Here is a 16,369-nt window from a genome sequence, read left to right on the forward strand (position 1 = left end):
GAAGGTCTTGACGGCCTATGCGAAGGCCGCGCCGGTCTTCGCGAAGGCGGCGCCGGTGTTCCCGAAGGCGCGGCGCGCCTTCGCGAGTGCGTCGCCAGCATTCCGGAAAGCGCCGGGGCCCTACGCGAATCCCTCCACCGCCTTCGCGAATGCGCCGCCGGCCTTCCGGAAGGCGCCACCGTCTTTCGCGAAGGCCACGCAGTCATTCCGGAACGCGCCCAGGCGATTCGCGAAGGACCGGCCGCGATTACGGAATGTCTTTTTTACTCATTCGTGGTGCCCGGCCGTGCGGCGGCGCACGGCGCGATGTTTTGTGGACACGACGAATGATTGAAGTGCTATGGCTAAAGCTGAGTAAGGTGGCGATAGGTATTTTTTTTCTCACTCAATGCATGTCGGGGGCGTCGCCTACACCCGATTGAAGGTCCGCGCTGCGACCGAGCCCTCGATTCGGACACGGGGCCAGCAAGGCGGACATCGGCGCAACCCCACGCCGCCATAAATAGACAAGCCGCGCGCCTTGTACCGCGAGGGCCCGGACCGCGATCATGTCCACTGATCGCAACGCTTCGGGGACTGGGGATGACACGCATTACACGCGCCTTCGCGCTCGCGCTGCTGCTGTGCGCAACGGCCAACGTTGGGGCGCAGGAGCACTCGCTGCCGTCCACCACCATGTACCAGGGCGGTATTGACGGCAAGGCCTTGCTCTTTACGAATGCGAACGTGGCCTGCCGGCTGGTGGGCGACTCCGTCACCCGTAACTCGGCTCAACCGCCGATCACCTATGGCAATGGCCGATACGGCACCCATCCGACCGCCGGCATAGGCTGCTATTACGACGAGACCGATCGGTCGACTGGGCAGACGCAGTACAACGTGTTCCGCCAGAACTGGGTGGCGCTTAAGCAGGTGTGTCCGGCTGGGTACAACTACCTGAAGAACCAGTTCACCTGCGTGCGCTACTCGTCGACGGTGGCGCCCGCCAAGGCCTGCCAGCACTGCCCCACGGACGTCGGCAACCCCATCTCCGTCAACAGCGGCGTCAAGATCGAGCGCACGCGCGATGAGCTGACCGCGCAGTTGAGCCTGGCGCGCAGCTACAACTCGTTCCCCACTTTCCTCGGCTCACCGAACCCGTATGGCGGCTCTTGGTTCTCCGACCTGACGCGCGAGTTGGTCGTGAGCGAGGCGCGGCCCTCGCAGTTCCAGGCGGCGCTGGTGATGCGCGCGGACGGGCGCTCGCTGGCGTTCACCCACGACGGCAACGGCCAGTGGAAGCCTGAGGACGATCAGCGCCTATACCGCCTCAACCCTTATCAAGTGGGCGGCCAGAGCTTCTGGGAGCTGCGTAAGCCGGGCAACGCGCAAGAAATCTACGACGCACAGGGCCAGTTCCAGCGCGAGATCCGCGACGGCCGCGTGGTGGCGACGTATGCGCGCGACGCCAACGGCCGGGTGGCCTCCGTCACCGACGCCAACGGCCGCGTGTCCACGATGACCTACGGCGTCAACGATCAGCTCAGCCGCATCGACCTGCCCGACGGGCAGGCCATCGTGTACGGCTACGATGTCAACGGCCAGCTGGCCAGCGTCACCCAGGGCGCCTCGGTCACGTCCTACAGCTACATCAAGATCGTCAACAGCTGGTACCTGACCGAGGTGGCACACAACGGCGTGGCGTACGCCACGTTCACTTACGATGGCAGCGGCCGCGCCATCACCACCGAGCATGCGGGCGGCGTCGAGCGCTACGTGGTCAACTACGGCGCCGACGGCAGCAACGTCAACGTCACCACGCCGCAGGGCGGCAATACCCAGTTCCAGTTTCAGACCCGGTTCGGCGTGCAGGTGCCCACCCAGCGTGTGGATTCGGGCACCGGCGGACTGGCGATGGCCGCGGGCACGGTCTACGACACCAAGTCGAACGTCTCCAACCGCCGCCGCGGCGATCTGCTGAGCTGCCTGTACTACGACGCCGACTGGCTGCGCGTGATCGCGCGCTACGACTACCCGGCGGCCACCACCGCCCAGTGCCCGGCCACCGACGCCCTGGCCGCCGCCAGCACCCGCCTACGCAGCGAAACCACGGCCTGGGACACCGCCCTGGACCTGCCCACGCAGCGCCAGACCTACACCGCCGCCGGCGCCTTGCTGGCCAAGCAGAACTACAGCTACAACGCGCGCGGCCAGGCGCTGACGTCGACCGCCACCGACCCGGCGACGCCTGCTAGTACGCGCACCAGCACCACTACCTACTGCGAGCAGGCCGACATCACCGCCGGCAGCTGCCCGCTGCTGGGCCTGGTCACCTCGCTCAACGGCCCGCGCACGGACGTGGCCGACACCGCCCAGCTCACGTACTACGCCAGCGACGACGCGACCTGCGCCAGCGCCCCGACCACCTGTCCGCACCGCAAGGGCGACCTGTGGAAGGTCACCAACGCGCTGGGGCAGGTCACCGAGACCCTGGCCTACGACGGCGGCGGCCGCCCGCTGTCGGTGAAGGACGCCAACGGCGTGGTCACTGACCTGGAGTACCACCCGCGCGGCTGGCTAACCGCGCAGAAGCTGCGCGGCCCCAACGCCGGCAGCGAAGCCGACGACGCGATCACCCGCTACGAGTACACGCCCACCGGCCTGGTCAGCAAGATCACCCAACCCGACGGCAGCTACACGACGTTCGGCTATGACGCCGCGCACCGCCTGACCACGGTCACCGACAACGCCGGCAACCAGCTCGTCTACACGCTCGACAACGCCAGCCAGCGCACCAAGGAAGACACCAAGGACAGCGGCGGCGCGCTGCTGCGCACCTTGTCGCGTGTTTACAACCAGCTTGGCCAGCTCAGCACAGCCAAGGACGCCTACAACCACGCCACTGGCCACACCTACGACGCCGCTGGGCAGTTGGACACCACCACGGATGCTCTGGGCACGATCACCGACAACGCCTACGACCCGATCGGCCGTCTGGTGCAGACCCTGCAGGACACCGCCGGGATCAACGCCCAGACCCAGTTCCAGTACGACGCGCTGGACCGCCTGACGCAGGTCACCGACCCCAAGGGCCTGAACACTCAGTACCAGTACAACGGCTTGGGCGACCTGACCCAGCTCACCAGCCCGGACACCGGCATCACCGGCTACAGCTACGACAGCGCCGGCAACCGCGCCACCCAGACCGATGCCCGCAACGAGACGGCGACCTACAGCTACGACGCCCTCAACCGCGTCGTCGGCATCGCCTACAGCGACACCGCGCTCAATGTCGGCTACACCTACGACACCACCCAGGCGATCTGCCAGACCGGCGAGACCTTCAGCGTCGGCCGCTTGACCCGTATGGACGACGGCAGCGGCAACACCCGCTACTGCTACGACCGCCGCGGCAACGCGGTCCGCAAGGTCCAGACCACCAACGGCCAAACCTTCACCCTGGTCTACGGTTACACCCTGGCCAACCAACTGGCCTCCGTCACCTATCCCAGCGGCATGCAGGTGGGCTACACCTACAACACCCTGGGCCAGCCCAGCGGTGTGACGGTCACCCAACCGGGTCAGAGCCCGCAGGTGCTGCTGGCCGGGGTCACCTATTACCCGTTCGGCCCAGCGGCCGAACTGGAGTACGGCGATGGCCGCCGCCTCAAGCGCACCCACAACCAGAACTATCAGCCCGGTGTGATCGAGGACGTGGGCCCAGACGGTCTGTCGCTGGGCTACGAGTTCGACGCGGTCGGCAACCTGATCAAGCTGCGCAAGGGCGACCAGTCCGAACCGCCGCTGCGCGCTTACGCCTACGACAAACTCGGCCGCCTGACCGAAACCCGCGACGGCACGACCAACGCGCTGCTGCAGGGCTACACCTACGACGCCACCGGCAACCGCACCAGCAAGACCGACGCCGGCGCGACCCAGACCTACACCTACCCGAGCACCAGCCACCGCCTGTCGCAGGTCGGTGCCACGGCCCGCAGTTACGACGCCACGGGCAACACCACTGCCATCGGCGGCACTGCCCAGGAGTACGTCTACACCGCGGCTAACCGCATGGGCCAGGTGAAGCAGGGCGGCAATGCGGTGATGAACTACACCTACAACGGAAGAGGCGAGCAAACGCATCGCTATCCGACTATGACGTCAACGGCGCAGACCTATGCGAGCTACGACGAAGCGGGGCATACGGTTGGTGTGTACGACCACACCGGCGCGCGCATCCAAGAGGTAATCTGGCTGGGCGACCTGCCGATCGGCGTGATCGACGCCAACAAGCTGCATTACGTCCAAGCCGATCATCTGGGCACGCCGCGCAATGTGATCGATCCGGTCGCGGAGAAGTCCGTGTGGACGTGGCAGCTAGGCAACGAGGCCTTTGGCGACAGCGAGCCGAATCAGGATCCGGATAACAACGGCACGGCATTCGTATTCGATCTGCGGTTTCCGGGGCAGCGCTACGACGCTACGAGTGGGCTGAACTACAACTACTTCCGTGACTACGAGGCGCGCGCAGGGCGATACCAGCAGGCCGATCCAGTTGGCCTAAAGGGCGGAATTAGCACTTTCGGATATGCGGCCAGCAATCCGTTTGTGAACTTTGATTCGAAAGGATTGACGTTTGAGGACGTGGTTTATACGAATCGATTGATGAACACAGCTTTCCCTGAGCTCCAGCAGCGAGGAGTGCTTAGGTGCGGCGTCGTGGATAATGATTCCTACGGAAGTACCGACAACTGGTCGGGTGATATCACCATTGACAAGAAGTACTGTGAAGCAAAATGCCTTTCGCGTCGTGAGTGGGAGGATCTGTTTTTTACTCTGCTGCATGAGGGTATGCATAGTACGGATCCATGGTGGCAGGGCTTCTATACCGAGGCGCACCACGAGAGCATACGTGTACGCGTGGAGTACGAGGAGGATCGCGCTGCTGGAGTAGATCTTCGTTGGGCCCGGAAGCACAAGCTCTGGGGCAGGCCTGGCGGGACCCCGCCGGCAAATCTTGATCAGCTCTACAAGAGCTATCGTTCAAAAGCTGGCGGCTGCTGTGAAGGAGGTTGATATGAAGTTGGTTCTTCGATATTTCATTCACTTTTCTGCTCTTTGCATGCTCTCTGCGTGCTCATCGGATAGCACTCCGGGAGAGTACGCAGCCGGTAAGACTAAGACACGGGTTATGACGTTGTGCTCGGCATTGGAGGCATACAGAGAGGATGAAGGGGCGCTGCCTGATGCTGCGCTCGGCTTGAATGTATTTCTGCTTGACCCGAAGCGAGAAAGCGCAGCGACTGCCTTTGACGATGGTTGGCGACGGTCGGTGCGACCAATCGTCGTGGAGAAGAAGATCGTCGGGATCTACTCATTGGGGCCAAATGGCCTAGATGATGGCGGTAAGAACGATGATGTTGCGTGCATGGTTAAGCCGAGCTAGAAGGCAGCGTCATTTGATGAGCAGGTTGACGCGACAGATTAGGACACCCACTATTTCATCCGCGCATTGCTGGTTGTTGCCAGTTGGAGGTCAACGAGCAACGAAGCGCCGCTCAAAGACCAGAAGGGATTTACCTCGACCAAAACCGGAGTCAGAGTGCACTTCCCAGGTCCTTTTCCCCGACTACTACACCTTGCATGACCGCCCGATCTTTGCCGGTCCGGCGCGGCGCTGAAGTTGGTCTTCGATCATGATGCGGAAGCGATCGGTGCCGAGCGCATGTTGGCGTTGCAGTTGTAAGCGGATGAGTTGCAACTCTTCCGGATCGAGCGTTGCCTCGACAAGGCCGCGATGGGCCTGTGCGCGACGTTCGGCGTCGGCGTCCAGCGCAAGGTAAACCGGATGCGGTGTGAGCAATGGGTCGCGTCGGCCCAGCGCGTTCGCGTGGTAACTGGACCAACGGTACTCGCAGGGTGTGACCACAAAGCCCGCGCGCTCGGGGTTAAGGCCAATGTAGCGACAGCAGCGCAGCAGGTAGCCGACAGTTTCCACAGGGCAGGCTTTGTAGCGACCTTCCGATAGCGCCACTCTGACCCCGGTTTCCGACCCCGATTTCCACCACCTGGAGCGCATCGCGGACGCGGCTACCCCGTCAACGGAGTAGGGCGGCAAGGAAAGGCGGCCGACGCGCAGCCGGCCGTCAGGTGTGTTGTATCAGGCCGGATCGCCCTGCGGCGACGGTGCGCGTCGCGCCCAACGCGTGGCGGCCGTCCCTAGCTCGTACACCAACAACGGCAGCGCCCAACTCAGCCACAGCAGCGTTGGAATCAACACCGCCGGATTCGCCAACGCCATCACACCGGGCACCTGCAACGCCAACCGAAACGCCACCGGCGCCAAGGTGACGATGTAGTTACGGATCATCCACCGCCGATGCACCTGCGTGCGGCCTTGCCGAATCGCGGTATAGCCCTTCAACGCAGTCACCAGCCATGCCAGCGCGGTAGCCGCAAAAGCAATCTGGAATGCCCGCCCACCGAGCGACGTAACAATCAACCCAGCAGCCCCAGTACAAGCCACCAGCATCGCGCACAGGTACACGCGGCCGGTCCACTGGTGCAGGCGCGGATACGCAATGCGCAAGCGCCCGACGAACTGCATCGGCCCCAGCAGCGCGGTCACCGCGCCGCCGCCCACGTGCGTCCACAGCCACGCCCGCCGCGTCCAGAACATGCCGTAGGCTGCCGCGTCCTGCGGGGCGTACTTCCAGTACGTGGTCCACAGAAAGTGCAGCATCGCGGCCACCGCCAGACCCCACGCCAGCGCCCACAGGCCGCGCTGCGGCCAAGCCGGGTGCGCGGTGGAAACTTCGGTGTGGCGGTAGCGAGCCATGGCGTGCCTCGGTGGATTGCGGCGGCGGTAGGGTGCCAAGCTGATCTTAGCCCGCAGCCTTATCGACCCGGACGCAATCGGCGCGGTACCCGGCCGCCTTTGCGCCACGCCGTGCATCGGGCGTGGCTGAGCCGAGCGAGATAGGTGTGCGCCGCGTGCCATATCGGCGCGTTACAGCGCGCTACAGACGCGAACGGATCGGCGCGCAATGCCCAGCGCCATGTCCGCTTTTGGGCCGGGTTGTGGATGTACCCAATGAGCGCATCGCATACGCAGGGGCCGCCGGCTAAGGGGACGCGCGTGGCGGGTCACGCAATGCGCTCACGGCGATGTTGAGGCGTTCCCGTCATCGTTGCAGCTCTGGAAAGGGAATTCGTATGAACAGGGTATGTGCCAGTGCAGTGCTGGGGATGTGCCTGATGGGCAGCGGTTGCGCCACCTATTTCTCGCAACGGCCGCCGATCTTGGAGGACAAGCTGGGTATCGCGGGCAAGGAAATGATCGGAACCTTGGCCACCTCATCCGACTATCGCGTTATCTACGTGCGCCTGGACGATACGGCGAAACTATGCGCCGAGTCGTCGCCCGACACGGCGCAACAGATATCGTCGGCGGTCGCGGCTGCGGCGCGGGGCAAGGTGCTGGGCTCGGACGAATCCGCCGCAGAGTTTGGAAAGAACTTCGCACTGGTCGCCAAGCAGATCTTCGTCCGGTCGCAAGGGGTGCAGCTGTACCGCGACGGTGCGTTCGCCTTGTGCAACATGCACGTCAACGGACAGATCACCGGGAGTGAATACGTCGGCGAGATGCGGGATCTAAGACTCACCGCCCAGCAACTCATCCAGGCCGAGATCGACAAGGGATTGAGCTACTCCTACGACGATCCGACCTGGCCCACGACGGTCAATCCGCTCCCTGGCCCGGCAAAGGCAGCGGACGCGAAGGTGCCCGATGCGAAGGCAACGGACAGCAAGGCTGGGGCGCCCAGGCCCAGCGATCCGAAGGCGCCGGATCCGAAGGACGGCGCGCAGAAGGATTGATGCGAAATACTTGCATCCAACTGCATGTGCGAAGGGCGGTCAGCGGCCGCCCTATTCTCGCGAATAGCGCGTTTGAATTGGCATCTAAGGTCGCGCCCGTATTAGCGAAGGCTGCGCGGCTATTCCGGAAAGCACGGCGCGCCTTCGCGAACACGTCGGAGGCTTAGGCGAATCCCGTCATCGCCTTCACGAATGCATCGCCGGCCTGCCGGAGGCGTCGCTGTCTCCCGCGAAGGCACATACGTTATTCCGGAAGGTACTCAAGCGATTCGCGAGGGCCCGGCCATCCTGGCGGAATGTCCTTTTTGCTCATTCGATGCGCATCATCGCACGACGCTGCGCAGCACCGAAACGGCGATGCGGCCCCAGCGCGGCCTAAACCATGTACGCTCCTGATCAATGGAGTCTTGGCAAGGAGCGCTGAGTGGAGCAGTTCGACGAAGTCTCGGTAATTATCGGCAGCGAGTACATGACCCTCTATCACCTCGGCTACCTGTCCGAGGATATCGGTAAGGCGCTGGTGCTGGCCCAGGCCGCGCACGAGTCGGATCTCACAACGAACGGACCCGTATCCAGGTTCGACCCGTTGGATTCGCTGGAAATGTTCCGTAATGACCCTAGATTCGTCGAGCATATGGGGCTGCTCCGGATCGAGCGCGTGCGCCCGGGGTCCATCGAAATCGTCATCGCCGCCGCTTCGCTGCTGGCGGCGGTCGTGGTGCCCGTCTTATTGCAGCGTGTGCAACAACGCGGCGCCCAAGGCGTCACCTTCGAGGTGCGCAGCAGTCACCCTATGGTGGCCGTCATGTTGGAGCGATACCGCAATGGGGAGTACGGCCAATGGCCCGAAAGCTTGCAAGTGCTGTGTTCCAACTTGGAGCGTGTAGGCGTGGACATGTCCGCCCGCTCACCGAATGCGTATGTTTTGGTCAGCGTGATCGATCGTTATGCGGTGAAGATCGCCAGGATCATGCAGGTGCCCGGGCGCTAGGGCCTGTACGATAGGTCCATTGGCAAGATCGGCCACCGCCGAAATGAAACAAGCCTATGGAAGCTAGTTACGACTTCTCCGACGCCAAACGCGGTGCTGTCCGACCCGCTAAGGGCATGGTCTCCGTCACCCTCTTCTTGGAGGGCGACGTCCACGCCGCAACCCAGGAGGGGCTGGGCCTACAAGCCGTCATCAACCGCACGTTGCGCGCGGCGATAGCGCAGGCGGCGGCGGAGCGCGCAGGGGTTTGAGGAACGTCCCCCTCTCTGATGACGGCGGCAGCCGCTCTACTCGCTCCATGGATAAGACCAACCTCGAATCTGAAGTCGCCCGCCTGGATGGGTATCTTTCCGGCCTCGCGGCGCTGAACGGCGAGATCCGCGACTACACCTCCTTTTGCTATCAGGTGCAGGTGGGCGAGGGCGCATCCATCGAACGGGCACTGCAGCTGGACTACCACTGGCTGCCCGACTTGCGCTTCTCGTCCGTAAGGCGGTTGGATAATGGCACGCGAGATTTGGAAGCCCAGCTTGGCGTTTACCTAGTGAGAAATTCGCCGGGGTCGAGTCAAAGCGAGCTGGACAATCTTCGAAGGTTCCTTGCTTTCAGAGTGCTCGACAAGCTGTCTGACATCGTGGGCGACCTTCGTCAGTCTGAGGTCGTCGAGCTAATGGTATCGGGGGATGCGAAGAGGTCGGATTGCGTCTTCTTCTGCGTATGCGCGGACGGCTTTGCGGTAGTTTTGCAGTTCAATGACGACAGGAAGTTCGTCGCGGCAGCGGGTGGAGCTCCAATATGAAGCGTTATGCGGCAACAGCCTTACTCGCGCTCCTTGCCGGCTGTACACCCCGTCTAACGGAACAGCAGGTTGAACAGGATTTCCACCGTTTGATGATCGCGGAATACAGCGCTTTAGAGGTTAAGAAGGTGCATCGCGTCGACTTTGGAGACGGATGGAGCGATGGGGTAGAGCTCGTTGTCCGCTTCGACGTGAAATGCCGAGTACGAGGTGCTGCCGTTGAGAGCTTAGGTCAGTGCGCTGACGGGCCGATGCGTATGGAGATGTCCTATCAGTGGAGTCCGCGGGGCAACTGGCGGGTTCTGTCCTCGGAGCTCCATGCGGATAACTCGCCGGAACGGTATCCGTAAGCGGTATTCGGGGTTTGTAGCGCCCTATGACGGCAGCCCTATTCCGTATGCTATAAGCCCGATATACCTCCTCTTCGACCCCCAATCCAGAAAGGCAGGCATGGCTCGTTACAAGGACGATCGGGCGCAGCGCCCTCGGCGCCACCGCGTGTTCATCATCGGCGCGGCCTTCGTGGCTGCGCTGTCCGGCTGCCAGGGGGCGGCTCAGTCGCAACCTGCGGCCGCTGCCCCCGAGGCCCCGCGCACCGCAACCGCGCCGGTCGCGGCGCAAGCATCGCCAGCCAAGCCAGTGTCGCCGCCGCCGCTGTTCGGCAGCCGTAAGTACCGCGCCTGCGTAACGGCATCGCCTGACGATGCGGCGGCGCAGTCGCGCTGCCTGGACGACGAGTTGGCCTACCAGCGCCGTGCGCTGGATCAGCTGTATCAGGAGCGCACCGCTGCCCTGGTCGGCGTGCAGCGCACTGTGTTGCAGGCGCAACGGACGGCATGGCTGAAAGAGAACGAGCGCCTGTGTGCGGCAGGGCAGGGCAGCGCGGCTCCGACCGGTGCCGTGGACCGCGTTTGCGAACTCCGGCGCACCATCGCACGCTTCGACGCATTGGCCGACGACGCGTCCGCGGTCCCGCAGGGCTTGGGCGTGCGCGGCACCCCCGACCTGAAAGGCAGCCTGCGCCTGCGATTGGTCGACACCACGCTATCGCTGCAGTCGGACGGCTGCAGTGGGCAGCGCGCGCTGGTGTGCACCAACGCCACCGTGCAGCTGAGCGCGCCGGCGCTGGGCGAGCAGACGTTGTCGCTGGCACAGGTGGTGTTCGCGCCGAAGATCCAGTCCGGCACTACGGCGTATAGCGGCTCGCTGGCGTCGGGCTTCGTCGAGGGCTGGCACAGCTTCATGCTGTCGGACATCAACGCCGACGGGCACGAGGATTTGCTGGTCTGGACCGGTTTCGATGGGGCGTACGGCGATCCGTCCTACACCTATTACCTGTACGACGCCGGCACCAAGCGCCTGGTGGAGAACCGCGCCCTGGCCGAGCTGGTGCGCGGGCATTCGCTGTCGCGCATCGCCGACGGCCGCCTCTACGTGTGGTATCGCAGCGGGGCCTGCGAGCGCGGCGAGAAGACGATCGATGCGCGCGAGGCTGCGCCCAAGATCGCGGATCGCAAGGATTACAGTACCTGCACTAAAGCCGGCCAGTAACATCGGCAAGGGGGCGCGCGCCGGCGACGGAGCGCGTTCCGCCAGGAGTTCCAGAACACAAGGAGAGAACACGCCATGAGCGACGGATACGGCCCCAGCGCCGCCTCACCGATCAGCCGCGACCAGGCGGTGCGCCTGATCGTGCGCACCTGCATCGAGGAAGGCATCACCGACCAGCGCCAGATCGCCTACGTGCTGGCCACGGCCGAGCACGAGAGCCTGAACTTCACCAAGCCCGAGGAAGACTACGGCCGCCAGCAGGCGGCGCGACTGGGCTATCAGGGCGGCGAGGAGTACTTCGGCCGCGGTTACGCGCACCTCACGCACCGCGACAACTACCAGCGCCTGGGCGAAGCCCTGGGGCGCGGCAGCGAACTGGCCGACAACCCGGCCCTGGCCGGCGATCCGGAGACCGCGTCGCGGATCCTGGTGCGCGGCATGCGCGACGGCCTGTTCACCAACCAGCGCCTGGACCAGTTCATCGGCGGCAACAACGCCGACTACGACGGCGCGCGCGCCATCGTCAACGGCAGCGACCGCGCCGCCCACATCGCCGGGCTGGCGCGCGGCTGGGAAGGCAACGTCGCCGACCTGGTGACCTCGGTGCAGCGCGACGGCGTGGACCTGACCCCGGCGGCGCCGGCACCCGCCGCCAACGCCACCTTGCAGCGCGGCGACGCCAACGCGCGCGCATTCGAAGCGCAGCAGTACCTGGCCGCCTTGAACGTCACCAACGCCGCCGGCCGCGCGATCTCGCCCGACGGCGATTTCGGCCCGTCCACCGAGCAGGCCGTACGCAAGTACCAGCGCACCGCCGGCATCGACCCGCAGACCGGCACCATCGACCAGGCGCTGATGGACCGCATGCGCGGCGAGGTGCTGCAAGCCGACCCGAATTTCCGCCTCAAGAGCATCACCGACCTCTACGGCCCCTTGAACGACCGCGTGCTCAACACCGGCGATCGCGGCGACCCCGTGGCCGATGTGCAGGGGCAGCTGCGCGGCCTGGGCTACCGCGACAACGACGGCCTGTTGGACGTGACCCGCCGCTACGACGCCAACACCCAGGCGGCCGTGCGCCGCTTCCAGCGCGACGAGAACATCGAGCCGGCCAACGGCATCGCCGACGAACGCACCCGCGACGCGCTCAACGCGCGCGCCGTCGAGCGCGGCCTGCCCGAAGCCGCCGAAGCCGTGCGCCGCCGCGAGGAGGCCGCCGCGGCACAGCGGCCGCAAACCCCGACGCCCGACACGCCGGCCGTGCAGCCGCCCGCTCAACAACAAGGCGACCAGCGCCAAGGCGCACTGCAACCGACCGGCACGCAAAGCGCCTACGCGACCCTGTTCCCGCAAGTGCTCGACCAGGTCCACAGCGCCGAACGCGACCGCGGCATCCCCGCAGGCACCCACAGCCAGAACCTGGCCGGCGTGCTGACCGTCGCCAGCCTGCGCGCCGACATCAATCCGAACCGCGTCGAACTCAACAACGACGGCTCCCGCGCCCGCGCCGTCGAAGTTAGCCGCGTCGAAGACAACCCTGCCTTCAACCGCAGCACCGAAGCCGTCGCCACCGCCGCCGCCGTCAATGTCCCGCAACGCCAAAGCGCCGAGGACGGCGAACGCGTAGTGGCGGAGCGCGAGTTGGCGCAGCGCAATGTGGCGCAGACGCAGACGCAAAATCAAAGCGCTGGGATGCGGATGGGCTAGCTCTGGACGCTGATGAGTTCTTCGATGCTTTTGAAGCAAGCTTTAGGCGGCTGGCGGGAAGCATTGCTTTGTACAAGATGCGTCCCGCGAATAATGACCTCCTGGTTTCGTTTAGTGACGAGGCGGGTTTCTTGGCGACGGTGCGTTCGGCATCCGGAGTGAATATCGCTTTGGAAGTCGGTTGGCTGTTTGAGCCCCAAAAGCCCAAGCGTCGGGAGATCGGTGATTGTTATTTGAGGTTCCAGCTTTCTAATGAGTGCGTCGACGAGCGCTTGAGTTTGTTTTTGGACGACCTTTCGCTAGGCCGCGATCCAGTTTTGTAATAGCGGCCGTCTTAGCGCGCCGATTAATGCTAGGGTGCCCGTCGGTTCTCCCTAAGGAACGGACATGAGCCCAGCCGCCAAGAAGACGTCGAAGCCCGCCGCCAAGAAGTCCGCGGCTGCCAGCCAGTCCGCCTCGGGGTTCACCGCCGAGGAAAAGGCCGCCATGAAGGAGCGGGCCCGCGAGGCCAAGGCGGAGAAGGGCAAGGCCGATGGGGAGGCCGATCTGCTGGCGAAGGTTGCCGCGATGCCGGAGCCGGACCGGGCGATGGCCACGCGCCTGCACGCCATCGTCCGCAAGAGCGCGCCGGCGTTGATCCCGAAGACCTGGTACGGCATGCCGGCCTATACGAATGGGGACGGCAAGGTGGTGTGTTTCTTCCAGGCGGCGTCGAAGTTCGGGGCGCGTTACGCGACCTTCGGCTTCAACGATGCGGCGAAGTTGGACGACGGGGCAATGTGGCCGACGGCGTTCGCGCTGAAGTCGCTGACGGCGACCGATGAGAAGAAGATTGCGACGCTGGTGAAGCAGGCCGCGGGATAATCCGCGGCAACGGATGCAACCGGGAACGGGGTGTCGGTATCCCTTGGCGATCGGGCCTAGCGCCCATCGCCTGGTGATGCCGTGCCTAAGCCCTGTCTGCGTTTCCCGTTCGCGTTCGTAGTGTTGGCTCTTGGATGGGGTGGTCAGGCCTCTGCCTTAACGCCGCCGTCCGAGGCACCGCCCGCGCCAGGCGTCAATCCGGCCTTGAGCGCGCCGTTCCGCGATGCGCTGGATACGGCGATGCGAGTACCCGGTGCGGCCCCAGCGATGGCGGCGGTCATCGTGCAGGGCGATGCCGCGCCCTGGATCGAGGTGCGTGGGCAACCGCGTTCGGACCGCGCCGGCAAGGCCGATGCGGACACGCGGTTCTATATCGCCTCGCAAACCAAATCCTTCATGGGGCTGCTGGCTGCGGTGCTCGATGCGCGCGGCGAATTCCCGTTAGACACGTCCCTAGCCGACGTGTGGCCGGCGCTGCGATTGCCGGCGCCCGCAGACCCGCGCCGCATCACCATGGCCGACCTGTTGTCGCATCAGGAAGGCCTGACCACCGACACGCTCAACGTGCTCACCGCGCACGTACGCGACGTGCCTGCTGCTGAGTATCCGGTTTTGCTGACCACGCAGGTCAAGCCAAGAGCGTCGGGCTTCCGCTACGCCAACATCGGCGATCTGATCTACGGCGCGGCACTGGAAGCTAGGACGGGGCGTCACTGGCGGCAGTGGCTGGATGCGGAGGTGCTGCGGCCGCTCGCGCTGGACGGCGTGTCGTCGCGTACCTCGACCGTCCCCGACGCGAAGCTGAGCTGGAACCACCAATGGGACGGGCGGCAATGGCGAGCGTTGCGGCCCAAGCCCGATGCATTGATGCATGCTGCGGGCGGCCTGATCGCGTCGCCGAACGCGATGGCGCGCTGGATGCAGGCGAATCTCGGCATCGGTCAGGCGCGCAATGCCTTGCCTGCGGCGGCCTGGCTGCGTTCGCAGCAACCGATCGCGCAGTCGAAACTGGCCGACGGCGAGATCGACTGCAACGGTTACAGCCTGGGCTGGTACAGCTGCAGCTATCGCGGTCAGCAGGCGCTGATGCACCCGGGTTCGTACGACGGCGCGGTGTCGGTGACGGTGCTGGTGCCGTCGGCGCGCGCGGGGCTGTCGCTGATGGTCAGTAGCGACAGTGCGATGGAAGGGCTGCAGTTGGAGCTGATGAAGGCCTTCATCGGACTGGCGACCGGGCAGCCGGGGGAGACCGAACGCTTAGGCAAAGCGTTGGCGGCGTACCCAGCGAACGTCGCGGCCAAGGCCGACAAGCGCCGCGCCGCCATCGAACGGGATCGCGCCGACGCGAAGTGGGGCGGTTGGGGCTGGCGGCCGGATGCGGCGGCGATGCGCGCGTGCAGCGGACGGTTCGCCAATCCGCTGTATGGCGAGCTGCGAGTGAAGCAGGAAGGGATTGGGCTGGTCGCCCAGGTCGGCGCGCTGCGGCTGTCCCTGGAGCCGGCCCAGCCGGGCCTGTTCGCCGCCTCGACGGCCTCGCTGGACCCCCCGGAGCCCCTGCGCTGCGATGCCGAAACGGGACGGATGACCTGGCGCGATCAGGTGTTTAGCCGCTGATCCGCCGGTGGCGGGGTGACGGCGGCGGCGTTTCCCGGGGACAATGGGCCACCGCTCCATTCCCCCGCTTCCATGCTGACGCTGCGAATCATCCTGCTGTCGCTGCTGATCGCTAGCAGCACCGTGCTGCACGTGATGCCGCTGTTCGCGGTGGCGCTGATCAAGGCGCTGCTGCCGTCCAAGCGCCTGCGGCTGGCCTGCAACACGCTGCTGACCGGCATCGCCGAGAGCTGGATCGCGGTGAACAGCCGGCTGTGGGACCGCTACACGCGCACGCCGGTGACGGTTCGCGAAGAGGCTACGTTGGTGAGGGACGGCCATTACCTGGTACTGGCCAACCACCAGAGCTGGGTGGACATCGTGGTGTTGCAGAAGGTGTTCAACCGGCGCATTCCCTTTATGCGCTTCTTCCTCAAGAGCCAGTTGTTCTGGGTGCCGCTGCTGGGCCTGGCGTGGTGGGCGCTGGATTTTCCGTTCATGAGCCGCCACACGCCCAAGCAGATCGCCAAGCGTCCGGAGCTGGCCGGCCGCGACATCGAGGCCACGCGTCGCGCCTGCGAGAAGTTCCGCGAGATTCCGGTGTCGATCATGAATTTCGTCGAGGGCACGCGTTTTACCGCGGCCAAGCACGCCAAGCAGGGCGAGCCCTACCGTCACCTGCTCAAGCCCAAATCCGGCGGCGTGGCCTTCGTGCTGGATGCGATGGGCGAGGGCCTGGATGCGATCCTGGACGTGACCATCGCCTACCCGGGCGGATCGCCCACGCTGCTGGACCTGCTGGCCGACCGCATCCCCGAGGTGCGCGTGCGGGTGCGGCAGCGCGAAATTCCCGAGCACATCCTGCGCGGCGACTACCAGAACGACCGCGCATTCCGCGCCCAGTTCCAGCAGTGGATGAACGGACTGTGGCAGGAGAAGGACGCGGACATGGCGGCGTTGCTGGCGGGCGGCAAGGACGACCGCGCCACGCAAGCCAGCACCTGACG

12 protein-coding genes are annotated in these 16,369 nt (G+C 65.0%); 10 read left to right on the forward strand and 2 right to left on the reverse strand.

Going from position 1 to position 16,369, the window contains the following annotated elements; genetic code table 11:
• Nucleotides 1–582 precede the first annotated feature (582 nt).
• The gene (locus LVB77_RS09985) at nucleotides 583–5,055 is read left to right on the forward strand and encodes an RHS repeat-associated core domain-containing protein (RefSeq protein WP_232909968.1); all 4,473 of its coding nucleotides are present in this window, start codon (nucleotides 583–585) and stop codon (nucleotides 5,053–5,055) included.
• 556 nt (nucleotides 5,056–5,611) lie between these two features.
• On the opposite strand, the gene LVB77_RS09990 is transcribed toward LVB77_RS09985, so the two are convergent.
• Both LVB77_RS09990 and LVB77_RS09995 read right to left on the reverse strand, forming a co-directional pair.
• Nucleotides 5,612–5,977 (reverse strand): hypothetical protein, encoded by a 366-nt coding sequence (locus LVB77_RS09990; protein WP_232909969.1) that lies wholly within the window; start codon nucleotides 5,975–5,977, stop codon nucleotides 5,612–5,614.
• 162 nt (nucleotides 5,978–6,139) lie between these two features.
• Entirely contained in the window at nucleotides 6,140–6,817 is a 678-nt protein-coding gene (locus LVB77_RS09995; RefSeq protein WP_232909970.1) for a DUF2306 domain-containing protein, read from the reverse strand.
• 377 nt (nucleotides 6,818–7,194) lie between these two features.
• On the opposite strand from LVB77_RS09995, the gene LVB77_RS10000 reads away from it, so the two are divergent.
• The 9 genes from LVB77_RS10000 to LVB77_RS10040 all read left to right on the forward strand — a co-directional run bounded on the left by LVB77_RS10000 (nucleotide 7,195) and on the right by LVB77_RS10040 (nucleotide 16,367).
• A complete protein-coding gene (locus LVB77_RS10000; RefSeq protein WP_232909971.1) occupies nucleotides 7,195–7,857 on the forward strand; it encodes a hypothetical protein in 663 nt (220 codons plus the stop codon).
• Nucleotides 7,858–8,281: 424 nt separating this feature from the next.
• Nucleotides 8,282–8,848: a hypothetical protein gene (locus LVB77_RS10005; protein WP_232909972.1), complete on the forward strand. Its 567-nt coding sequence runs from the start codon at nucleotides 8,282–8,284 to the stop codon at nucleotides 8,846–8,848.
• 56 nt (nucleotides 8,849–8,904) lie between these two features.
• Nucleotides 8,905–9,099, forward strand: coding sequence for a hypothetical protein (locus tag LVB77_RS10010; RefSeq protein ID WP_232909973.1), 195 nt, complete (start codon nucleotides 8,905–8,907; stop codon nucleotides 9,097–9,099).
• A gap of 47 nt (nucleotides 9,100–9,146) precedes the next feature.
• Nucleotides 9,147–9,647 (forward strand): hypothetical protein, encoded by a 501-nt coding sequence (locus tag LVB77_RS10015; RefSeq protein WP_232909974.1) that lies wholly within the window; start codon nucleotides 9,147–9,149, stop codon nucleotides 9,645–9,647.
• A 450-nt stretch (nucleotides 9,648–10,097) separates the two neighbouring features.
• On the forward strand, nucleotides 10,098–11,198 hold the full coding sequence (locus tag LVB77_RS10020; RefSeq protein WP_232909975.1) for a lysozyme inhibitor LprI family protein: 1,101 nt from the start codon (nucleotides 10,098–10,100) through the stop codon (nucleotides 11,196–11,198).
• A 75-nt stretch (nucleotides 11,199–11,273) separates the two neighbouring features.
• A complete protein-coding gene (locus tag LVB77_RS10025) occupies nucleotides 11,274–12,905 on the forward strand; it encodes a peptidoglycan-binding protein (RefSeq protein WP_232909976.1) in 1,632 nt (543 codons plus the stop codon).
• Between the two features lie 387 nt (nucleotides 12,906–13,292).
• Complete coding sequence (locus tag LVB77_RS10030) at nucleotides 13,293–13,769, forward strand: DUF1801 domain-containing protein (RefSeq protein ID WP_232909977.1); 477 nt, start codon at nucleotides 13,293–13,295, stop codon at nucleotides 13,767–13,769.
• Between the two features lie 204 nt (nucleotides 13,770–13,973).
• Entirely contained in the window at nucleotides 13,974–15,383 is a 1,410-nt protein-coding gene (locus LVB77_RS10035; protein WP_232909978.1) for a serine hydrolase domain-containing protein, read from the forward strand.
• 72 nt (nucleotides 15,384–15,455) lie between these two features.
• The gene (locus LVB77_RS10040) at nucleotides 15,456–16,367 is read left to right on the forward strand and encodes an acyltransferase (RefSeq protein WP_232909979.1); all 912 of its coding nucleotides are present in this window, start codon (nucleotides 15,456–15,458) and stop codon (nucleotides 16,365–16,367) included.
• The last annotated feature ends 2 nt before the right edge of the window (nucleotides 16,368–16,369 follow it).

This window comes from Lysobacter sp. 5GHs7-4, assembly GCF_021284765.1.
In the GTDB taxonomy this organism is placed as follows: domain Bacteria; phylum Pseudomonadota; class Gammaproteobacteria; order Xanthomonadales; family Xanthomonadaceae; genus Lysobacter.